This window comes from Hymenobacter fastidiosus (assembly GCF_039539565.1).
In the GTDB taxonomy this organism is placed as follows: domain Bacteria; phylum Bacteroidota; class Bacteroidia; order Cytophagales; family Hymenobacteraceae; genus Hymenobacter; species Hymenobacter fastidiosus.
The window spans coordinates 190,374-211,455 of the sequence record NZ_BAABDJ010000007.1 but is presented as its reverse complement, the minus strand read 5'-3'; the positions used below and the strand labels follow the sequence as shown (position 1 = coordinate 211,455).

The following is a 21,082-nucleotide window of genomic DNA, read 5'->3' as shown; positions in this document are numbered from 1 at the left end:
GGCTAGTTTCAATCCGTGTGTTGACCGGATAGCCTCAGGAGGCTTTCAGGTGTCCGACCTGGTTGACCCGGCCAGGATAGTTTCAATCCGTGTGTTGACCGGATAGCCTCAGGAGGCTGGATTGCCAACAACCAGGCAGGGGCTGCGAAGCTTTTGTTTCAATCCGTGTGTTGACCGGATAGCCTCAGGAGGCGGAAACGCGGAACTAAGGCTAGTGCCGTGAATAGGTTTCAATCCGTGTGTTGACCGGATAGCCTCAGGAGGAAGATGAAGCCGCTGCGCATCATTGCCGGTGACCTGGTTTCAATCCGTGTGTTGACCGGATAGCCTCAGGAGGGTAGCGCCGTGGCAGGGGTGCCGGTGGGAGTGCATGTTTCAATCCGTGTGTTGACCGGATAGCCTCAGGAGGTTCGAGGCCCTGGGAGAGGCCAGCGATGCCGGCGAGTTTCAATCCGTGTGTTGACCGGATAGCCTCAGGAGGGATTGCTGAGGAGGTGCTGAAAACGCAGGGCGTGAGGTTTCAATCCGTGTGTTGACCGGATAGCCTCAGGAGGATTCGCTACAAGGAAGGTAACGGAATCAACCGCTTCAAGTTTCAATCCGTGTGTTGACCGGATAGCCTCAGGAGGGTTGTCAAGATTATCGAGATTATCAAGATGGTCTTGATGTTTCAATCCGTGTGTTGACCGGATAGCCTCAGGAGGCGTGACGCTCTTAGCGGTATGGATGCTACGCGTTTGGTTTCAATCCGTGTGTTGACCGGATAGCCTCAGGAGGATTGCGACAAGTAGAGTTCAGCAGCGAGCTTGTTATGTTTCAATCCGTGTGTTGACCGGATAGCCTCAGGAGGAACGAACGTATTTGCCCGTTCGGCTTGCTATCTGAATGTTTCAATCCGTGTGTTGACCGGATAGCCTCAGGAGGCAGTGTTGTCAGAACACCCACTAGCAGGCCATGTCATGTTTCAATCCGTGTGTTGACCGGATAGCCTCAGGAGGTTCGCGGGAGTAATACCCCATTGCTACGCCGTCAGGTTTCAATCCGTGTGTTGACCGGATAGCCTCAGGAGGCTGGCCTTGCTGCTGCGGGGGTCGTACTTGCCCTGCATGTTTCAATCCGTGTGTTGACCGGATAGCCTCAGGAGGCCCGGCTGCTCCAGCGCCGCCTGGAGCGCGAGCTGGGTTTCAATCCGTGTGTTGACCGGATAGCCTCAGGAGGTAATGTAGCGTGAATCCAGCATTAGGTGAGCGGCTGTTTCAATCCGTGTGTTGACCGGATAGCCTCAGGAGGCAGTCAGGCGCACCCCGTTCAGGTACACATTGCAGAGTTTCAATCCGTGTGTTGACCGGATAGCCTCAGGAGGGTCGGATGGACAGCGGGGCTTTCGGAAGCTGCGGATGTTTCAATCCGTGTGTTGACCGGATAGCCTCAGGAGGGATTTTCGGGCATAGGCTGCGGGTTATTTATCTGCTGTTTCAATCCGTGTGTTGACCGGATAGCCTCAGGAGGTCCCTGTGCTCATGGCGTACCCGGCGCGATTCAGCAGTTTCAATCCGTGTGTTGACCGGATAGCCTCAGGAGGGTTAGGCGGCCGTCCACGTCGTCAGCAGCCAGGCGGGTTTCAATCCGTGTGTTGACCGGATAGCCTCAGGAGGCTTTTCCATCGTGACGCCGCCCCGGGGTAACTCCAGTTTCAATCCGTGTGTTGACCGGATAGCCTCAGGAGGGTCCGCTGCCTCATTAAGCATGGCAATGGCGGCCACCAGTTTCAATCCGTGTGTTGACCGGATAGCCTCAGGAGGGCTGGCTGATATCATGGGCGACTTAAAGCGATAACGAGTTTCAATCCGTGTGTTGACCGGATAGCCTCAGGAGGCGTAGGCTCTAAGCCAATATTCTCGCAGTAGTCTAGTTTCAATCCGTGTGTTGACCGGATAGCCTCAGGAGGCATTCAGGACGAGGGCACCAGCCTGGGCACGGCTGCGTTTCAATCCGTGTGTTGACCGGATAGCCTCAGGAGGCCCCGACCAAGACCGCGCCCACGCCCGCTCCAAGTTTCAATCCGTGTGTTGACCGGATAGCCTCAGGAGGGCGCAGGAAGGTTTTCCCGCCGGAGAGCGATACTAGTTTCAATCCGTGTGTTGACCGGATAGCCTCAGGAGGCCAGGATAAAGGAGGAGCAGCCGCCGGGGCGGTTCTCGAGTTTCAATCCGTGTGTTGACCGGATAGCCTCAGGAGGATTGCAGCGACTGATTTACAGTAATCGGATTATAGTGGTTTCAATCCGTGTGTTGACCGGATAGCCTCAGGAGGCCACTTGGACGGCGTAATGAAGCACCCCGGCAAGTTGTTTCAATCCGTGTGTTGACCGGATAGCCTCAGGAGGGAAGCTGGTCGATACGAGTAAGGCATTTAATGTCGGGTTTCAATCCGTGTGTTGACCGGATAGCCTCAGGAGGAATCTACCGTCTGCTTGCTGGATGCGCCGGTATAGTGGTTTCAATCCGTGTGTTGACCGGATAGCCTCAGGAGGCCTCCCCGGTCGCGCTGATCATTTTTAGCATGGCGTGTTTCAATCCGTGTGTTGACCGGATAGCCTCAGGAGGTGCCCTGCCGTTGTGGTGCCTTCCCGTCCGTTGGGAGTTTCAATCCGTGTGTTGACCGGATAGCCTCAGGAGGATAGGCATGGGCAGGGCGTTTCTACAAGGTAACGAGTTTCAATCCGTGTGTTGACCGGATAGCCTCAGGAGGCCGTATTTTTAGGCAAATAACTCAAATACAGATATATAAGCTGTATTTGAGCAAAGGTAAAAGTATTAGAAATGTACGTCAAAGAGCTAAAAGGAAGGGGGTTTTATGAATTTTCCGGATAAGCAAAAGTCTGAAGAAGAGTAGATTACCCCCTTTTTCGGTCATGTAGAAAATAAATTCCCAACCGGACCAACTCGGGCAGCCCTACCGGATGCACATTTTCCGGTACGTGCAAGTTACGCAGCGGCTCTTATAGCGCGTGGCTTTTGGGAATACATTTCCCTCAATTACTTCCAGCACCGCGTCCGCGACCCGTTTTACATCCTCCACATTAGCTGGGCCGATGGGCACTTCCACCACCTTATTCTGGCTGCGGGTGTATACCAGGTATCCCCGCGTCACTCGCTCCCCATAATTCTCCTCAATCAGCCAGGCGTAGCAATAGAGCTGGGTCTGGTACGTCTGGTACACCGCATCCTTCCACTCCGCAAACTTGTAGTCGAGCGGTGCCAGTGTGCCATCTGCTAAGCGCAGAATCTCATCTACCCGGCCGCGTAGCACCTCATTGGTCAGGTACTGGTCCAGGTACTTCTCCCGCACCCCCAGCCGCCGCCGCAGGTAGTCTTTGTTCTGTTCAAGCTTCTGGTCGTGCAGATGCCGCCCCCGCATCACTTTGTAATCCTTCTGCTCATACTGCGGCACTCGCAGCACATACTCAAAGTAGGTGAAGCGGGGACAATATAGGTGTTCGATCAGGTGGGAAGGTGTCAGTGACATAGCAGATATAGCCGCTCCGAAAGCTGCCGGCAGGTAACCGGACGTTTAAAAAAACAATGACCGTACTTCATCCGATACCAGGTCTTTATTGAACGCCTGGCCCAGCAGCACCGTCTGTTGCAGCTCACTCTTGTTCATAGGGAACACATACACTTTATCCCGCTCCTCATCTATCAGCTCGGCCAGCTGCAGCTGGAGCGTGTCTTTCTGCGCCGACGTGAGCGTACCCAGAAAACATGAAAACTGCACCCGATACAGCCCCGCCAGCTTGCAGAGCTTGGCCGCTTTGGTGCGGGCCCGGTCATTCTCAACATCATACAACACCCAGATAATCATGGCAGGTCTACACTAAGTATATCAGTAGGCGCGATAGTCCGTCCCAGCAGCGCATTGGCAAAGTGGTGAGCATCATACTGCAGCGCCACGCCCCGCAGCAGATTGCGGCCCCGGTGCCGGACACTCTCGCCATCCAGAAACCGGCCGAAAGCCTCGATCAACAGAGCCTTGCCTTCGGCATTCAGCGTCACGCCACCCGTCAGCGGATCGGCGTGGGCCTTGTTCACCTTTTTAGCCGAAAACAGCCGAAATACCGTCTCGTCGGCCCAGGCCCGATAGGGCTCAATGAAGTCAAATACCATGCTCAGCTGGTTGTAGTCGTCACGGTGCATAAAACCCAGGTACGGGTCCACTCCCGCTACAATCAGCGCCTTCTCCACCCGGCTGTACAAGATGCCGTAGGCGTAGTTCAGAAAGGCATTGAAGGCGTCCGCCGCCGGCCGCCGGCTGCGCCCGCTGAACTGGTAGTCGCGGGGCAGCACGTAGCTCAGCGTCTCAAAGTACAGCCGGCCCGCGGTGCCCTCCAGCCCGCGCAACGTGTCCGCCACCTCCGCCACCGTGGGTGCCTCCAGCGTCTGCACCGTTAAGCTCAGGGCTTCCAGTCGGGTGATCTTGTCGTTCAGGAAATCAGCATGCTGCGTCCGGTGCTTTTTCAGGTCCTTCACCAGGGCAAGCTGATTGCCCAGCTTGGTCAGCAGCCAGGCTTTCACCCAGCGCAGCCCCTCGGCTCCCATACTGGCCGTCAGCTGGGCCTTTCGAATCTTGGTGGTGCTGCCCAGCTTGCTGTGCCACACCCGCCCGATGGGGCTCCCATCGTGCTCCACAAACAGCAGGTCCACGCTGTGCATCATCGCCAGCCGGATGGCATCCGTGCTCAGCGCCGACCCGGTCGCCAGCACGATACCCGTCAGCTTATGGGCCGCGTAGTGGTGGCGCTCCACCTCGCCCTGCTCGTTCTTCTTCCGAATCTCAAACAGCTCGTCCTTCACGTGCACGTACGTGCCGTAGGTATTGATGTGCAGATGCATGACAGTGAGGTAAAAGCGTTAATCCACCCGCCGCACGGCGCCGAACCCCCGCGCCACCGACTTACCCAGGCCCACCCCATCCGGCAGCGCTATGTTGGCCACAAACTCCCCCATAAAGCCCAGCATTGATTGATTTTTAAACTGCGTCACCACTGGCTCCCCCGGCAGCAGGTGCACCAGCAGCAGCGGCATGTCCGAGGCATACGCCCCTACCGCTTTTAGTAGCGCCAGCATATTGTTCGTCAGGATGCGCGTCAGCTGGGCCTGCTGCTCCGCCGCACTCTGCGTCTGGTACTGCCGGTGGTTGTCCTGGTTCAGCGGCATCCACAGCGTCTCAAACCGGTAGCGCCGCAGCCCCGCCACCGGCCCAATGGCCTCCGTCCGGTGCTCGATGTGCTTGGCCTGCACCGGGTAGTGCCGCCCATCAATATCCAGCTCCCGGATGCGCAGAAACAGCTCCACCAGCAGTGCGGCCCCTTCGCCCAATCCCACCAGCGTGGGCGTACCGTCCAGCACCTTGTACTGCACCAGCGGATACTGCTGCCGGAAAGTGCCGTCCTCGTAGTGGTTGTGCAGCAGGGGAGAGTGCTCCCGGAACAACTCCCCAAAGTAGCCGCGCAGCTTGTGCGCGTCGCGCACCCGCAGCCGGATTTCGGGCAGGGTGATGGTGGTCAGGGCAGCGGTGTCAGAGCGCAATATGCTGGTTTTCGGGCTCGGCGTCGCGGCGGAAACCGGTAACGGGGTGGTAGTAGTCGGATAGCTCATCGTGATTTACTAGGTAGAGCCCTTCGCAGAGCTGGTTATGGTTGCCGCCTTGTTCCAGGGCCTGCATGCGAGGCAGGTAGGAGGGTACTGAGATGATGCGCTGGTTGAAGTCACGCTTGAAACGCTCAAATTCCCCTTGGCTGATTCGGTTGCGTAGCAGCAGTTGAAACTGGGCCTTCACTTCGGTGGCTCGCTCATCTAATTCAATGAATACGCTGCGGCTCATGCCGTTGTCCTCAATGATGCGAAAGGCCGAAATGGGCTTCTGATCGTCATCCCGGTTATCGTAGTTCAGCGCCTTAATGCTGGCGAAAATTTTCTTCGCCTCCTCAAAGCCACTCACTTCCGCCGTCGCCGCGAAGTAGCGGCCTACCAGATCCAGGTATTCCGGCTCCGGAATCGGCCGCTGGCCCTGTTCCGACAACTCATCCAGCGCCCGCCGGGCCTGCTGGGTAGTGATGGCATCATAGATTTTGTGGCAGTCCCCGAAGTCCATCACATAGAGCGGGGAAAGAGCCCGCTTCGGGTCGTTTTCGCGGTTGATGCGGCCCGCAACCTGCACCAGCGAGTCCACCGGCCCCAGGTCCCGAAAGCCCATGTCAAAGTCTAGGTCTACGCCGGCTTCCACCACCTGCGTAGCCACCAGCACGGGCTTGCGCCCTGCCCGCAAATCGGCCTTGATCTGCTGAATGACCTGCAAACGGCTGACCGGTACTACGTTCGTCGACAGGTAATAGAGGGGCGTATCCAACTGCTCATCCGCCACATAATCCCGAATCACCTCAAACACCCGCACCGAACGCCGCACGAGGTTGCATACGACCAGTCCCGAGCGTTCCGGCTGCCAGTAGCGGCTGAACACCGATTCCAGAAACTCCTGCTCATCGGCCAGGGGCGTGTGCAGCAACGACACCAGTTGGGTGCGCCGGAACGTGGCAAACACCTGCGTGTATTCGGGCAGTAGCTCCTGCACGGCCGGCTCCGGCTCGCCTTCCTTCTTGAGAATAATGCGGTAGGCCAGCTCAAAAGTCAGGGGGCGAGTGGCCGTCATCAGCAGCACCCGGCTGTTGAGGTATTTAGCCAGAAAATGCAATACGGCCCCCACCAGTGGCAGCTGGCCCAGCCGCAGGGTCTGCACCTCATCCAGAATAATGATGCTGCCGGCGAAATGATGAAACTTGAGCAGAAGCTTGTTGCGGTGACCAATCAGGGTCTGCAGCAGCTGCACGAAGGAGGTAATCACCACGTCGCCCTGCCAGGTATCCACCAGCATCCGCTTCTGGTTGTACGCTTCGTTTTCTTCCTGCCCATCCGCGCCCCGCCGGTGCTTAAGCTGCTCCAGCGCATCGGCATACTGATAGTGCGCCAGCACTTTCGTGCCCAGCGTAGCTTCGTACTCGGCTACGGCCTGCTCAATGATGTTGATGAAAGGCAGGCTGTAGATGATCTGCGGCTGGTGGCCTTCCTTCTCCTGAATCTTTTCTCGCAGCCGCAGGGCAAAGTCCAGCGCCGTGAGCGTCTTGCCGATGCCGGTAGGCGCGGTGAGCGTAAACAGCCGCTGAGCGTGAATGGCTGGATCGTCGAGCGCACTCAGCACCCGCCCCCGCACCCAGCTCCGCAGCTCGTTCTGGGTCAGATGGCTCAGGTCGGCGGCCGGCTCCCAGCGGGCCACGCCCAGCCGCTGCTCCACGGCCAGCGCCGGCAGCGGCTTCCGCACGTAAGGCACCGTGTTGGAGGCGTCCAGCTTATCGGCCTCAATCAGCAGCGAAAAAGTATAGTTCAGCAGGAAATACCACTTCGGGCTTTGTGGCCCACTGGTTTCCCGCAGATACTGGCTGATGAGCCGCTGAAATGGCTTCTTCTCCGGAAACCGCACGAATTCCTCCAGTTGACCCATGCCGCCATCCTGCAGGGCAGTCGCCAGCTCCGGGCGCAGGCTTTCCAGCTGCTGCGCGAAAACCGAGTCATTGCCGGCTTCTTCCGTTACCAGCTGCTTAAATTCCGCAAAGTCACTCAGACTTTTGTGGTGATGCACCACCACATAGCACGCCAGCAGCCCCAGCCACTCCCGGCCCTCGCTCCGGTACCAGTCATACAGGGCGTAAGCCCCGAATTTGGCGTGTTGCTTAAGCAGCTGCTCGAAAGGGCCGTTGTCGAGCAGGTAGTGCTGAAAGTGGGGCGTATACTTGCCCAGATCGTGGAGCTGGCACACCCGCTCCACCAACTCGGCCAGGGCCTCGGCTTCTGGAAATCCGTGGTGACGGAAATACGCCTGCCGGGCCTTATCCGTCACACCGTCTACGTGTCGTCGGAGCAGCTTACTGCCTACCCGCTGGCCCTGCTGCTGCTCACTGTGCGAATAGTAACTCATTCCAGAAACAGCAGGCGCTGCGTTTCATTGCCGTCCCCAATTTCCACGTACTCGCCCCGCAGCCGGGCCCGCAGGGGCTGGCCATCGGTGCTGAACAGCACCCGGTTCATGGCGCGCAGCTCCCGCTGCCCGTCGCCCACGAAGTCGGCCGGCAGCAGCTCTTCCTCCAGCGACAGACTGCCGCCATCCTCCCGCGTAACGGGTAGGGTCACTACCCGCTCCGTAGGCACCGTAGAATGGAAGTCCTGTACTTCGTCGCTACTGCCGGTCCGGGCCTGCTCGTGTAGCTGCCCGTCCAGGAGGCTGGCCGTGAAGTTGGCCGTACCCAGCGAGAGGGCGAAGTGCGGGCCGCTACCGCCCAGCACGCGCTCCACCAGCTGCCCAAATACCACTTCTCCGGTGGCAGTGGGCGTCACGTACACGCGGTAGCGCACTGTATCCCGGGCTAGGTCGTAACCGCTTATCACCTCAAAAGGCAGCTGAATGTGACCCTTGGAGCCATCCAGGTCCCGGGAGCTTTCAACCTTCAGGAAGTTCAGGCGGTGAAAGCTTTTCTTGATAGGCGTGCATAGCCCCACGCCTAGGCGTAGGTGCTCACTGGCCAGGGCTTCATAGTAACTGTCGCGCGGGAAGCCCAGAATAGCCGCCAGCACCCCCATGAGCGTCGTCCGGGGCGGGACGCTAAAGCTCATGGCGGTGTTGTTGGCGTAATACTTCCGAAAGTGGGCCATTTTCCCGACGAGGTCAAACGTCAGGACCTGCATTAGCGACGGGGTTTGGGATTGGTGAAAGTCACGCCCGGTCCCGTGCGCACGATAACGTAGTCCACGGCTTCGCTGGCCTCAATGGCCTGCGTCAGGGCAGTCGTATCCAGCGTCAGGTCTTCCAGCCGACGTACGGCTTTCTCATCGGCTGTGATGGCCGTGGCCCGCACGTAGCTGCGCAGGTCCCCCAGCTGCCCGTTAGACGAGCCGTCTTTGTACACTACCTCCACGTACAGCTTCGGATACTGGTTGAGCTTGGAGCGGGTAGGCAGCGCCGGGATGCTTTCCCACAAGGCCTTGCGAAATAGCTCCATGTCCTCTTCCGTCAGCCCCGACGTTTGGGCGGCGTAGCGGTTGGCACTGCCGTTGAACGCCAGTAGGCTGTAATGCACCCGGTAGTCCTTACCAAACGTGCCATTGTCGTCGTTCATGGTGGAGGCAATAGTGCTCGAATCCATCAGCTTCACCCGGTTCAGCGAGTAGCCCCAGTTCAGTTGCACCGGCCCGGTATAGGCCCGGTTGAAACCTTTCACTGCGAAGGCGCTGCCAAATAGTCGAATATCCACGAACTGCTGCTTTACCATCTGCGCCAGCAGGTACAAATTGAGAGGCCTGTATTCAGCCTCTTTCTTCTTGTTCTGGAGCTCTTCAAACACCTTTTCTGGCGTTTTCTCAGCATCTATTACCTGCTGCAGTTGCGCCCGCAGTTCAGGTTTTTCAGCAAATGTGCTATCCAGTTTAGAGCTATCAGCTATTAACCTAGTAATCACAGCTGCTAGCTTAGAATCGGGGCTCACTTTCGCGCCTTCCTCTCCATCCACGAAAATCTCGTGGCCCATCATTTTAAGGTAATCCCGCACGTAGCGTTTCACCCGTGTATCGGTTACCAGATTGGTATCAGTGTCATAGTCCATCCGGGGCTTGTTCTCCTGGTCCGGGTCGCCGTTGGGGTTGCACTGGGTGGCTTCGTAGAGAAACAGAAAGTCGGAATTGCGTTGCAGTAAAGACATAGGAAAGAAGGGAGAAGTTGAGAATGGTGATGAGATTGTTATTTCGTGGAAAAAGTATAACCTGACAGGATAAAGAATAATGATTCTTCTGGCGTCATTTTCCAATCGTTTACTTCTTCAAAGTATCGGTGAAAATCAGCAAAAAGAGGTTCCATAAAACGATGTAGATTAAACTGACGAGACTTGTCAGCCAAGTCGTTGCGTAACCGAATAATTGCAGGTTTGTCCATGCCAGAGTAATTGAGCTTATTGAGTACTGGCTTAGATTCGTATTTTTTCTTTAGCTGCTCATAAGCCACCACGGCCAGGGCTCGTCCCAAATAAAAAAGAGCTTTTTGAGCAGGGGTGTAGCGCGTACGCTGAAAGAAACTCTCGACTTTTTGTTTGTACTCCGAGATTTCTTGTAGCGGCTCCGACGCTTCGGTTTCGGATGGCACTGTTTGGGTTTCGTCCATAGGTGATAAAAGCTGAAATTGAGTGAGAATCTGGAAAAGGGCGAGGTACTGGTACACGGCGTTCCGGGCCGCGTAGTCGAAGGCCTGCGCCCCCGACAGCGTATCGTTCTGGTTGTTGTCGTACACGTTGCCGTAAGCCGGGTAGCGCCGGTAGCGGTGGCACAGAATCAACTCCCGGAAATGCTCAAACAGGCGCCGCCGAACTACCGGCCGCCGCTCCAGAATCTGCTTAAACAAGAGCAGGGCGGCATTACGTTTTTCCTTGTCTTTGCGCACGGGTACCAGCCCGTACACCGAGTACAGGTTGAAATACATCTGTCCCATCACCTTTCCCCAAGGCAGCTCCGGCGCTTGTCTCCAAGTTGTATCCAGCCGCTGGAAGGCCAGTGCCAATTCCGAGAAGTAGGTCTGGCTGACATCTTCAATCAGGTTAATGGTCTTGAAGAAATTGCCATCTGACTCGAAGCCTAGAAAGGTAATCCAATAGAGGTCGGTGTCTTCTTCCAACTCATCGGTCAGCGCATCTACCTTCTTGTATTGAAATAGCAGGTCGGCTTTCCTGCTCAGGCGCGGTAGCTTACTCTCTATGGCTGCTGGGTCGGTGCTGAGTAACTTTGGTAACAGACAGTGGTCAATACCGGCAATGCGGACCTTATAGCGTTCCAGCAGCATCTTTGAGCCTCGCTCCAATAGCTGCTGCGCCGCGCCGCTGACCTGATAGTTACCGGCAAAGTCGCTTTTAGCAAAATTGGGCGCATAGTGCAGCGTAGTCGTTACGAACATCTTGTTCAGGCTGTACCGCTCCCGAATGTCCAGCTCGCCTACATCTTCTTGGTGCATGCCGGTAGCATAGCATAGCTGGGAACCACCCACCCCCGCGGCAGCTTCCGGCTGAAAACGTGCCGCCACAAACTCCGCGTAGCCCGGCACCGCGTCCATCTCGCCGTCGCGCACCCGTACGAAGGGCCTGAACTCCGGCCAGCCCAGCTCCGCACACTTCACGGTAGCATACACCAGTACCACTCGGTCCATAGTCCGTAGTGTGCACCCGCTGCTAAGCTTTTTCAGGCTGACATCTCCCTTCTCATCCATTGCCAAGGCTTCAAAGGCCGTTCGTAACGGCAGGATGCGGCGTAGGGCTTCGGCTAGCGCACTGGTTTCGGGTTGCCGCGCTTTGGCTAGCTCTCCCAGCAGTTCGCCTTTCTGCGCCGCCGCGTTTTTGCCGAAGAATGTCTTGGTGAACTGCCCCATATTCTTGCGGCCATCCACGCACACGTACACGGAGGGGTTGTTGCCGCCACCTACCGCTAGGTTGAACCACTCCCGTGGACTGTCTTCGTGATGCTCCCGCAGGTCGCCCACGCTCACCGTGCCCGCATCCAGGTCAAACTGCACCGGCAAACAGTAGTTGGTGATTTGGGTAACGACCTCTTTTTTTTGAATGCTGGTTTCCACCGCCGGAAACTTGAGCAGGTCGTCCCAGGCCCCCCGGTTCTGGCTGCCCTGTTGGCCGAGCTTTAATAAGGTCTGAAGCATTGGTATCGTGTAGAGGTTAAAACAAATCTAGGTTGGGTGCTGTGACAGGTTGTGTCCCTGTCTATGATTACCACCGCGCCTGCCCCACCTTCTCCCGCAGAAACGCCCGAAACGCCGCCGGCTCCACCACCTGCACCTCCGTCGGCAGCCCCAGCACAAACCGCCCGATGCCCAGGTAGCTGCGCACTTCGCCCCGGAATGCGTAGCGCAGATCCGTCGGGCCCGCTCCTGCCACGGGCAGCACGAAGGAGCGCGCCGCCGGATACTCTTCCACCAGCAGGCGATAAGCCCGTGCCGTCAGGCGCAGCTCCACCAGCTCCGGCACCGTGCCCGAGAGCCCGAACACGTCCAGCTGTTCCTCGGTAACGGCGTGGGAGCAGGGCGTGGCCAGTAGCTCCACATCCTCTATCCGGCGGGTCTTGTAGGTGCGGGTCTGGCCGGTGGCCACATCCACGGCGTTCAGCTGCGCATAGCTGTCGGTGAAGCCCAGCGGCTCCACCTCCCGGTCGCGCACCGTGCCCGAGTGCGACGACTGATAGCGCAGCAGCCGCACCCGGCACCGCTGTCGTAGCGCCTCCGCCAGCCGCTGCACCACCCGCGCCTGGTGCATATCCAGCAGCTCATCCGCCAGCGGCACCAGCTCGGATGTCTGGTAGAGCTTACGGCTCAGACTCTCTCGCAGGGGCGTATGCTCGTCTAGGCCCGTCAGCGCCTGCCGTAGTACGTGGGTTTCCTCCGCCGAAAAGTAGGCTGGGGCATCGGGTTCCGACTCAAACAGATACCGGCGTCCGTGTTCGTCCTCGTCAATATGGTAGCCTACCTCCTCCAGCAGCTCCAGGTAGCGGCGGATGGTGCGCGGATGGCAGTCCAGCAGCTGGGCCAGCTGCGCCAGCGTGTGCTGCCGTTGTTTCAATAACCGGATCAGGGTGAATACCCGCAACAATTTTGCTTGCTCTATCATAATGGCAGGTAGCGGAATAAAGTAGCATAACGAGTTTCAAATCTAGCTGTCTGTTCGCAGCTTATAGCTACGCGGTATCATAATTGTACCCGTCTTACGCCCCGGCCCCCTCAGCGCCGCCGTCACCGCCTCCGGCCTTCGCACCAGCTCCTCATTACTCGGAAAAAACGGCCGCAGCTCACTCGGCAGCGTATCGGCATACGTGTACGTAGCCACCCCAATCGGCTTATTCACGTCGCGCAGGGCAAACTCCACCACCGTGCGCTGCTTGCTCTGGCAAATGATGATGCCAATGCTCGGCTGCTCGTGCGGCTTGCGCACCGTCTGGTTAAGCAGCGAAAGGTAGAAGTTCATCTTGCCCGCGTACTCCGGCCAAAACTCATCAATCTTCAGCTCCACCGCCACCAGACATTGCAGCTCGCGGTGAAAGAGCAGCAAATCCACGAAATACTCGTTGCCTTCCAGCTCCTGCCGGTACTGGTTGCCAGTGAATGTGAAGTCGCCGCCCATCTCGCTCAGAAAGCGCCGCACGTTGCCCAGCAAGGCCTGCTCCAGCTCGTATTCCGAGTGCGCCGCCCCGAGTTCCAGAAAATCAAACAGGTACTCGTCCTTCATCGCCAGCGCCCCCGGTACCTGGTGCGCCGCCGGCAGCGTATCGGCAAAGTTGCGCTGCGCCGTCATCGTTTTCTGGTACGCCTGCGCCTTGAGCTGATGCAGCAACACGGCCTTGGTCCAGGTGTGGCGGCGGGTCTGCACCGTGTAAAACAGTCGCTCGTGCGGGTCTTTGCACTTGCTTAAATCAGCAGGTGCTTGGCCCCGCTGGTTTCTCCAACCAGTGGTTGGAGAACTTCACTCGCGCTGTATTCCAGGTGAAACTGCCGCATATACCACAGGTTCTGCACCGAAAACCCACTCATCCCCACAAACTCCGTTTGCAGGTCGCGAGCTAGAGTTTCGACAATGCTTTTGCCCCAGCCGTACTGCTGCTGGCGCTCGGCAATCAACTGGCCCAGGTCCCAGTACAGCTGCATCTGCTCCCGGTTCACCTGCTGCAAGGCCCGGTACTGCGCCGCCCGCACCCGCTGCATAACATCAATTAGAGCAGTTCTCAAGTTGATGTACCAGTCGGTCGGCTCTCTATTTTGGAGCGGGGCTGGGGGTAAAGTTGCCAATTGCGCCGTGTACACAAATCTGTGCCCGCTCAACACATAAGCAGCAGCAGCAGCTTCATAATCGAATCTTTCGTTAAAGGTAGACGGGACGCAGCCTCGCATAAAAAGCACTGTTAAGAGCTATTCTGTCTACTTTTACTATCTTGTCTACATATAACAGACACATGGAAAAAGATAGACAGCCCACCGCCGCGCGGGTTCTGCTCACCCGGGTAAAAACCGCCCTCAAAGCCGTGCTGGGAAAACGGCTGGCTATCCAAATAGCCGCTGATGAGCAAAAGCAGCCCACGCTGACGGTAGGCAGGCAGGCCGTCTTTACCGTGGAGGTGAAAGAGACAGTTCTCAAAACCGTCACGCCGTTGTTGGCCTTGTGGCCCCACCCGGCCGCGCACCCCTGGGTGCTGGTCACCACCTACGTATCCGACGAGATGGGGCGACAGCTGCGCCAGCACGGCCTGTGCTACGCCGATGCCGCCGGCAACGCCTGGCTCCAGCACCCGGAAGCCGACTTATACATCCTGGTGCAGGGCCAGCCCCGCCCCCGCAAAGCGGCCACCGCTACCACGGCCGGCCGGGCGTTCCGCAAAAGCGGCCTGCGCGTGCTCTTCCACCTGCTCACCCAGCCCGACCTGGTCCGGCAGCCCTACCGCACCATTGCCACCCGCACCGACACGCCCGTGGCCACCGTGGGCCAGGTTATGCTCGACCTCATCCAGCAGGGCTTCCTGCTCGACGAAGAGCCGCGCCAGCTGCTGCGCCGCCCGGAGCTGACCCAGCGCTGGGTAGCCGGCTACGGCGACACCCTCCGGCCTCACCTCCCCACCCAGCGCTACCGCTGGCTCGCTGCCGACCAAGCTGCCGGCGGCTGGCAAAACCAGCCCCTGGGGGCCGCTACCCACTGGGGTGGGGAGCCCGCCGCCGCCCTGCTGCTCGACGGCTTCCTGCGGCCCGAGTTCTTCACCCTCTACAGCACCGCCACCCGCCCGGCCCTCATGCGCCAGCTGCGGCTGGTGCCCGACCCCACCGGCAGCGTGGAAGTCCTCGAACCCTTCGACCAGCGCCTGAATTTCCACCACCCCACCAGCCCGTGCGTGCCCCCGCTGCTGGTGTATGCCGACCTGCTCCTGAGCGGCGACGCCCGCAACCGCGAAGTCGCCCAAAAACTCTATGCTCGATATCTCCAGCATCCCGCCTGAGCGGCGCTTCCCCTCGGGCCTCGACCGGGTCCTGCCCGCCCTCACCCGGGGCCTGCACCACCTCGGCCTCGACTTCTTCCTGGTCGGGGCCGTCGCCCGCGACCTGTGGCTGGATGCGGCCCTCGGGTCCGCCCCGCGCCGCCGTACTACCGACGTGGACCTGGCCGTGCTCATTGCCCACGAAGCCGAGTACGACCAGCTACGTGCCTGGCTGGTCGCGCACGAGCAATTCACCGTCCCCGCCAGCAGCGCCTTCTGCCTGATTCACGAACCCACCGGCATCCAGGTAGACCTGATGCCTTTCGGCGGCATCGCCGATGCGGACGGGCGTGTCCAGGTCGCCGGCCAGGGTCTGAGCCGCATTTCGGTCGTCGGCCTGGCCGAAGTGCTGGCTTCCGCCGAACCCGTCAGAGTAAATGAGCAGATTACCTGGCAGGCCGTAACTCTGCCGGGGCTGGTAGCCCTGAAGCTACTGGCCTGGGACGACCGCCCGGAGCAGCGCGGTAAAGACGGTACCGACCTGCGCCTCATTCTGCAGCACTATCACGCCCTTATCGAAGCCGACATCATCGAGCGCCACTACGAGCTGCTGGTTGCCCTGGAAGCCACGGAAGATGAGGTCATGCGCATGGTCGGTATCCGCGTGCTGGGGCAGGAGCTGCAAACCCTCGTCGTCGTGTCGCCCCCGCTACGAAACCGCCTGCACGCCATTCTCACCCAGGAAATCCAGCTGGCCACCGCCAGCCGTCTGGCCCTGGCCATGTCCCAGCGCATCAGCCCCGCCGACCAGACCGCCCCCACCGTCACCCGAAGCCAAAAGTGGCTCCAAGCGCTGGTAACCGGCCTGGAAGATGCGCCGCCGCAATAAAACGCGTTGAGTAAAACCAAAACAGATAGGCTGTCATGCGGACGAAGGAAGCCTCTTGCTGCTCATGTTGAGTATGCCAAAAGCGCCACTATTGTCGGGCGTATGGCAGCCACCTACCACACCAAACCAAGCGGGCCCCACGGTCCGCTTTTTTTTATGCCCTGTCCATTTCTCCCAAACCCCCAGCCAGATACCCATAAGTACCCAAGTACCCAACAAGAATTAGTTTGACCTATTTGGAACGTCATGCTGAGCTTGTCGAAGCATCTCTAGCGAGTCGTTAAACGATTGGTTTAGTGTGCGGTAGAGATGCTTCGACAAGCTCAGTATGACGTGCTTTTTAATGCAAAACGATTTTCGCCACCTACTTAACCGTCATCATCGATAGCTAATAAAATTGGCTATTAGCAGAAGTCAAATCAAATAACTAACATTATTAGTAAATCTGTGGTTACTTGCACCTCCATCACCCATACTCCCTCTACTATGGCCACCGTCGAAATCCTGCAAATTATCCAGGAGCCCATCTGGATAATTGAGTGCGAAACGCCCATCCCCGCCGGCTTTCCCAGCCCCGCCGACGACTACCGCGGCCCCCGCGTCGACCTCAGCGCCTTGCTGCTGCCGCACCCCGACTGCACCTACATGGCCCGCGTCAAAGGCTCCAGCATGGACGGGGCCCCCTCTCATATTGTCGACGGCGCCCTCATCACCGTCGACTGCTCCATCAAGCCCGAACCCGGCCACATCGTCGTAGCCGCCATTCACGGCGAATTCACCGTCAAGCGCCTCGAAAAACGCGGCTCCACCTTCTGGCTGGTCCCCGACAACCCCGCCTACCAGTCCACCGACATCAGCCTGCTCGGCGACGGCTTCGAGGTGTGGGGCGTCGTAACCCACGCCGTGACCGAATTCATCAACGGTAAGCTTAAGGAGCATGTTCGCACTCGTCGACTGCAATAATTTCTACGTCAGCTGCGAGCGGGCCTTCCAGCCCGCCCTCATCGGCGTGCCCGTAGTAATCCTCAGCAACAACGACGCCTGCATCATCTCCCGCTCCGCCGAGGCCAAAGCCCTCGGCATCAGAATGGGCGAACCATTCTTCCAGGCCCGCTCCCTCATCGACCAGCACCAGGTGCGGGTGTTCAGCAGCAACTACGCCCTCTACGGCGACATGAGCAGCCGCGTGATGAACTACCTGACCGACGTGGCCCCCGAAGTCGAAGTGTATTCCATTGATGAGGCCTTTCTGGGCTTGCATGGTATGGAGCGCTACCACGGCCCCCTTGAGGCCTATGCCCGGGAAGTTCGCGCCCAGGTGCGCCAACGTACCCACATTCCTACCTGCGTAGGTATTGCGCCTACCAAGACTTTAGCCAAGCTTGCCAACCGGGTTGCCAAAAAAGACCCTGCGCTGGATGGTGTATTAGCCCTCGACACCCCCGAACGCCGCCAGTGGGCCCTTAATCAGGTAGCCGTTGAAGACGTGTGGGGCATCGGCCGCCAGTACGCCACCAGGCTGCACGCCCTGGGTCTCACCACCGCCGCCAGCCTGGCCAGCTGCTCTGAGGCCTGGGCCCGCCGCCACCTCGGCGGCGTAGTCGGGGCCCGCCTGGTGCGCGAGCTGCAAGGCTTTCCCTGCCACCAGTTGGCTCCTGGCGAAGATGGCCGCCTGAGCCGAAAAAGCATCGCCTGTACCCGCACCTTCGGCCGGCCCTTGTCCGCTTTTCCCGATCTGCTCGGGGCTGTCACGGCCTTTGCTTCCCGCGCCGCCGAGAAGCTGCGCCGGCAGGGTTCCGTGGCCCACGTGCTCACCGTTTTCATCAGTCAGAGCCGCTTTGGCTCCGGGCCGCCCCCGCACACCCGTTCCGCCCAGATTACCCTGCCCACCGCCACCAGCAACACTCTGGAGCTGGTCCGTCATGCCCACGCCATCCTCGACCGCCTCTGGCAGCCCGGCACCATCTATCAAAAAGCCGGCGTCGTCCTCGATGGCTTCGAGGGGACCGGCCAGCCCCAGCTAAGCCTGTTTGAAAAGGCTCCCGCAGTCACCCGCCCGCAGTCCGCGGCCCTCATGCAGCGCCTCGACCAGCTCAACGCCCGCTATGGCCGCGCCACCGTCCAGGTAGCCACCGCCCTCACCTCCACTCCCAACCAACCCGCCCCCTGGCAAGGCCAGCAGCAACGCCGCACCCCCGCCTTCACTACCTCATGGGACGAGCTATGGGAGATAGGGTAGAGGGCAGCGAAACTTAGTCGCAGAACTTATTTCTAGTATAATGTCCAAATTTGCAATTCCTGATTGATTGACAAATTGGGCTACTTCTTAACCGTGTAACAAAAATAATATGAGCAACCCCAAAAATGATTCGAGCGACCTGAGAGTGAACAATGTTAAAATGTTCTTGGATGGATACCTCTCTAAAATTGCCGAAAAATTTAATGTTAGCAGGTCTGAAGCTTTTGAAATATTCTCGATAGCTTCAGTTCTTGATAAGCCATTTGGTGAAGTTAGAGACTGCGTAATCGTAAAGAGGAAACAGGATGGAGGAATAGACGGAGTCTATTTTGAGGATTATAACGGGGAGTATACAATGCATCTGTTTCAATGCAAGGATTCACCATCATTGAAGCAGAACGATATAGAAAAATTCAAGTCAGATTGCAGTTCAATATTTGTCAGTGGCAGCAAACTTGATAAGCCAAATTTGTTGGATTTAAAAGAGAAGATACTTGAATACAAAAATTTACTTAACAAGGGAAAGATTGTTGATATAAAGCAATATTTTCTTTATAATGGTCATAACAAAGATTCGAAATACATGGCAAATGAGAGTACTTTCAATGCATTTAATATCAAGGGTGAATTTGAAGTAATTGATGCAGATGATTTGTATGCAAGAGTAAGTTCCTTGATAAAATCTCAAAATAGACGCAATAAGGTCGAGTACGTTTTTAATCCCCAAAACTCAAATATTACATCTCAAAAAGACAATCAAGGTCTGATTAGCTTCTCTAAATACGAAGTTAAAGCAGCTATTTTTAGACTAGATGCTATAGAGCTATGCGAAATGCTTGAAAAAGAAAAACAAGTCAATGGAACAATTGAAAAAATGTTTTCTGAAAACATACGGTGGTTTCTTGGAAAAAAGAACTTAACCAATGAAAAAATTGCAGAAACTCTTCGTGGAGATAAAAGCTATTATTTCCCTTTTTTAAATAATGGTATCACCATTATTTGCGATGAGTTTAGGCTTCCACAAAATGCGCAGATGGGGAAATATATTATTCCTGTGGTAAATCCTGTTATTGTTAATGGTCTACAAACTTCATATATAATATATCAGCAATATCTTGATGATAAGGATAGCTTAGCTGATGTTTCCGTTACTATAAGATTATATCAAACGGGTGACCCTGATTTGGTTGAGCAAATTACAGATGCTACAAATACGCAGAGTGCTATTAGTTTTAAAGATAAAATAAGTAATAAGCATTTTAATGTTTATGCTAAAGAGGTATTTGATCATAAATCCATAGGATACATCTCGAAAAGGGGGGAGGTATTTACAAATTTAGTAAGTATTAACGCTGGTAAAACGGTTAGAAGTGACTTTGTTCTCAAGTTGTGGTATGCTTCGTTCTATGAGGAGCCATACATTGCTTGCTTTCAAGAGCAAGTTGCTTTTAAAGATATTTATCAAGCATCGGTAGATAGTAAGAATTATTTAAATTCCGTATTTAATGGTGATATAAACTCTCCATTGTATAGTCAGATGTTTTTTGCATACAGTATATACGATGTGTACCAAAATGAATATAGAAAGACAATTGGAGCAGGTGATAAAGAGGATAGGGTTGATAATTTTAGGATATTATCGACGATAGAAGATGGCTTTATAGTCTATATGGTATATAAGTTGCTAGCGGAATACTTGGAAGACGTCAGTATTGATGATATTGTGCAGGCACTTGACGACGTAGCTGATATCGTGAAAAGCGGTGATGATTCTTTTGTAAAAGACAAGGAATCGTACTTGAACGCATATATACATGCCGATTATGAGGACGATATATACCGACGTATGATTTCTGAAATTATGAGTTTTAAGAATAGAAAGAAAAAGCTTGAAGCTATTTATTCTATAAAGGTTAACCTTGATAAGATAGTGCTCTAGGAACCTTAGTGCAATCTTATGTTTGCTGCGTAATTGCGCTGGAGTGGCACCAAGACGGAGTTTGCCATTCTGTTAGTTTCGACCGCAATTCAATTAGATAATTGCCAGTGACTGCCAGTTTGCAGGTAGCCTCAGCCTCTATGCTGCCTGCCCCCAGAGCAAAAAAATGAAACCTACTACCATCCATTGTCGCACTGCAATCTAGAAGCAGCCTATCGACCAGATTTTGCTAATGTCCAAAGTCTTTTCTAAGAGGGGTATTAGACAGCAATCTGCCATGACTAAACGAAACGAGCGGACCATATGGCCCGCTCGTTTTGGTTTACACCCTACTACACCTCAAAATGCGGCCGGTCCTTAAACCCCGGCCAGTCCCCGCCCCAATGCACCCGCGCATCGGCCGCCTTCATCAGCCGCGCAAACTTGCTCAGCAGCAGCCCCGACCACGATACCGACCCATCCGCCAGCAGAAACGCCACGTCCAGGGCCCGGCTCGGAGAAAAGTTGTGCTTCGACTCCCCGCCCCGCTTATAGGTTACAATTGGGCCTGGCTTGCTGCGTCCCTGCTGATACAGATCCTCCTGCCGCTCCGGCGACCGGTAGCACTCCGTAATAACCGGCAACCCCAGCAGCCGTAGCACCGGGTCACCCTGCCACCGGGCCAGGGCCTGCGCATACGCCGCGCCCAGACTCGAAACCGCCTGCGCCAGCCGGTCCGCCTGACCGAGCTGGCCCAACTCCTCGCCACCACCGCCCCGCTGGCCGACCTGCGCGACCTCGTGCCCGCCGTGCGCCAGCTCTTCCCCGAACCGGCCTATGAAGTCGGCTGCGGCGGCGCCCACATTTGGCTGCACCGCGCCGACGAGCCCCAGCGCTTTGCCTGCGTCCTCGACCGCCATCAGTAAATCCTTTTG

17 protein-coding genes and 1 CRISPR repeat array (1 of these 18 running past the window's edge) are annotated in these 21,082 nt (G+C 56.7%); of the genes, 5 read left to right on the top strand and 12 right to left on the bottom strand.

The window, feature by feature from the left end:
* A CRISPR array of direct repeats spans positions 1-2,751; the repeat unit is 37 nt; unit sequence GTTTCAATCCGTGTGTTGACCGGATAGCCTCAGGAGG; it reaches 5,206 nt to the left of the window's first position.
* 204 nt (positions 2,752-2,955) lie between these two features.
* The 11 genes from cas4 to ABD833_RS05850 form a co-directional block, all read right to left on the bottom strand.
* Positions 2,956-3,528: a CRISPR-associated protein Cas4 gene (gene cas4 / locus ABD833_RS05900; protein WP_345071614.1), complete on the bottom strand. Its 573-nt coding sequence runs from the start codon at positions 3,526-3,528 to the stop codon at positions 2,956-2,958.
* A 45-nt stretch (positions 3,529-3,573) separates the two neighbouring features.
* Entirely contained in the window at positions 3,574-3,864 is a 291-nt protein-coding gene (cas2, locus tag ABD833_RS05895) for a CRISPR-associated endonuclease Cas2 (protein WP_345071613.1), read from the bottom strand.
* Positions 3,861-4,892 carry a CRISPR-associated endonuclease Cas1 gene (gene cas1 / locus ABD833_RS05890; protein ID WP_345071612.1) on the bottom strand — a complete coding sequence of 344 codons (1,032 nt, stop codon included), beginning with the start codon at positions 4,890-4,892 and terminating at the stop codon, positions 3,861-3,863. Before cas1 ends, cas2 begins: the two co-directional genes overlap by 4 nt.
* Before the next feature lie 18 nt (positions 4,893-4,910).
* On the bottom strand, positions 4,911-5,588 hold the full coding sequence (locus tag ABD833_RS05885; protein WP_345071611.1) for a CRISPR-associated endonuclease Cas6: 678 nt from the start codon (positions 5,586-5,588) through the stop codon (positions 4,911-4,913).
* Complete coding sequence (gene cas3 / locus ABD833_RS05880; protein ID WP_345071610.1) at positions 5,578-8,028, bottom strand: CRISPR-associated helicase Cas3'; 2,451 nt, start codon at positions 8,026-8,028, stop codon at positions 5,578-5,580. Before cas3 ends, ABD833_RS05885 begins: the two co-directional genes overlap by 11 nt.
* On the bottom strand, positions 8,025-8,792 hold the full coding sequence (gene cas5, locus ABD833_RS05875) for a CRISPR-associated protein Cas5 (protein ID WP_345071609.1): 768 nt from the start codon (positions 8,790-8,792) through the stop codon (positions 8,025-8,027). The genes cas3 and cas5 overlap by 4 nt, the downstream gene beginning before the upstream one ends.
* On the bottom strand, positions 8,792-9,802 hold the full coding sequence (cas7b, locus tag ABD833_RS05870; RefSeq protein WP_345071608.1) for a type I-B CRISPR-associated protein Cas7/Csh2: 1,011 nt from the start codon (positions 9,800-9,802) through the stop codon (positions 8,792-8,794). The genes cas5 and cas7b overlap by 1 nt, the downstream gene beginning before the upstream one ends.
* A 38-nt stretch (positions 9,803-9,840) precedes the next feature.
* Positions 9,841-11,793 carry a TM1802 family CRISPR-associated protein gene (locus tag ABD833_RS05865; protein ID WP_345071606.1) on the bottom strand — a complete coding sequence of 651 codons (1,953 nt, stop codon included), beginning with the start codon at positions 11,791-11,793 and terminating at the stop codon, positions 9,841-9,843.
* Positions 11,794-11,860: 67 nt separating this feature from the next.
* A complete protein-coding gene (locus tag ABD833_RS05860; protein ID WP_345071604.1) occupies positions 11,861-12,754 on the bottom strand; it encodes a helix-turn-helix transcriptional regulator in 894 nt (297 codons plus the stop codon).
* A 42-nt stretch (positions 12,755-12,796) separates the two neighbouring features.
* Positions 12,797-13,510 carry a PDDEXK nuclease domain-containing protein gene (locus tag ABD833_RS05855; RefSeq protein WP_345071603.1) on the bottom strand — a complete coding sequence of 238 codons (714 nt, stop codon included), beginning with the start codon at positions 13,508-13,510 and terminating at the stop codon, positions 12,797-12,799.
* Between the two features lie 38 nt (positions 13,511-13,548).
* The gene (locus ABD833_RS05850; RefSeq protein WP_345071602.1) at positions 13,549-13,866 is read right to left on the bottom strand and encodes a DUF1016 N-terminal domain-containing protein; all 318 of its coding nucleotides are present in this window, start codon (positions 13,864-13,866) and stop codon (positions 13,549-13,551) included.
* Between the two features lie 224 nt (positions 13,867-14,090).
* Here ABD833_RS05850 and ABD833_RS05845 point away from each other — a divergent pair, with 224 nt between their 5' ends.
* The 5 genes from ABD833_RS05845 to ABD833_RS05825 all read left to right on the top strand — a co-directional run bounded on the left by ABD833_RS05845 (position 14,091) and on the right by ABD833_RS05825 (position 20,168).
* Entirely contained in the window at positions 14,091-15,122 is a 1,032-nt protein-coding gene (locus ABD833_RS05845; protein WP_345071601.1) for a type IV toxin-antitoxin system AbiEi family antitoxin, read from the top strand.
* Positions 15,094-15,990 (top strand): nucleotidyl transferase AbiEii/AbiGii toxin family protein, encoded by an 897-nt coding sequence (locus ABD833_RS05840; RefSeq protein WP_345071600.1) that lies wholly within the window; start codon positions 15,094-15,096, stop codon positions 15,988-15,990. Before ABD833_RS05845 ends, ABD833_RS05840 begins: the two co-directional genes overlap by 29 nt.
* A 447-nt stretch (positions 15,991-16,437) precedes the next feature.
* Positions 16,438-16,953, top strand: coding sequence for a LexA family protein (locus ABD833_RS05835; protein WP_345071598.1), 516 nt, complete (start codon positions 16,438-16,440; stop codon positions 16,951-16,953).
* Positions 16,928-18,229, top strand: a complete 1,302-nt coding sequence (locus tag ABD833_RS05830; RefSeq protein ID WP_345071596.1) for a Y-family DNA polymerase — start codon at positions 16,928-16,930, stop codon at positions 18,227-18,229. Before ABD833_RS05835 ends, ABD833_RS05830 begins: the two co-directional genes overlap by 26 nt.
* A gap of 109 nt (positions 18,230-18,338) precedes the next feature.
* Positions 18,339-20,168, top strand: a complete 1,830-nt coding sequence (locus ABD833_RS05825; protein ID WP_345071594.1) for an AIPR family protein — start codon at positions 18,339-18,341, stop codon at positions 20,166-20,168.
* 332 nt (positions 20,169-20,500) lie between these two features.
* On the opposite strand, the gene ABD833_RS05820 is transcribed toward ABD833_RS05825, so the two are convergent.
* The gene (locus tag ABD833_RS05820) at positions 20,501-21,067 is read right to left on the bottom strand and encodes a M15 family metallopeptidase (protein WP_345071593.1); all 567 of its coding nucleotides are present in this window, start codon (positions 21,065-21,067) and stop codon (positions 20,501-20,503) included.
* Positions 21,068-21,082 lie beyond the last annotated feature (15 nt).

What these genes read in the sequence shown, in the direction of transcription:
- ABD833_RS05865 (WP_345071606.1), bottom strand. Translation starts at nt 11,793, where the DNA reads ATGCTTCAGACCTTATTAAAGCTCGGCCAACAGGGCAGCCAGAACCGG.
- cas4 (WP_345071614.1), bottom strand. Translation starts at nt 3,528, where the DNA reads ATGTCACTGACACCTTCCCACCTGATCGAACACCTATATTGTCCCCGC.
- ABD833_RS05825 (WP_345071594.1), top strand. Translation starts at nt 18,339, where the DNA reads ATGAGCAACCCCAAAAATGATTCGAGCGACCTGAGAGTGAACAATGTT.
- ABD833_RS05820 (WP_345071593.1), bottom strand. Translation starts at nt 21,067, where the DNA reads ATGGCGGTCGAGGACGCAGGCAAAGCGCTGGGGCTCGTCGGCGCGGTG.
- ABD833_RS05830 (WP_345071596.1), top strand. Translation starts at nt 16,928, where the DNA reads ATGTTCGCACTCGTCGACTGCAATAATTTCTACGTCAGCTGCGAGCGG.
- ABD833_RS05860 (WP_345071604.1), bottom strand. Translation starts at nt 12,754, where the DNA reads ATGATAGAGCAAGCAAAATTGTTGCGGGTATTCACCCTGATCCGGTTA.
- cas7b (WP_345071608.1), bottom strand. Translation starts at nt 9,802, where the DNA reads ATGTCTTTACTGCAACGCAATTCCGACTTTCTGTTTCTCTACGAAGCC.
- ABD833_RS05840 (WP_345071600.1), top strand. Translation starts at nt 15,094, where the DNA reads ATGCTCGATATCTCCAGCATCCCGCCTGAGCGGCGCTTCCCCTCGGGC.
- cas5 (WP_345071609.1), bottom strand. Translation starts at nt 8,792, where the DNA reads ATGCAGGTCCTGACGTTTGACCTCGTCGGGAAAATGGCCCACTTTCGG.
- cas1 (WP_345071612.1), bottom strand. Translation starts at nt 4,892, where the DNA reads ATGCATCTGCACATCAATACCTACGGCACGTACGTGCACGTGAAGGAC.
- cas2 (WP_345071613.1), bottom strand. Translation starts at nt 3,864, where the DNA reads ATGATTATCTGGGTGTTGTATGATGTTGAGAATGACCGGGCCCGCACC.
- ABD833_RS05845 (WP_345071601.1), top strand. Translation starts at nt 14,091, where the DNA reads ATGGAAAAAGATAGACAGCCCACCGCCGCGCGGGTTCTGCTCACCCGG.
- cas3 (WP_345071610.1), bottom strand. Translation starts at nt 8,028, where the DNA reads ATGAGTTACTATTCGCACAGTGAGCAGCAGCAGGGCCAGCGGGTAGGC.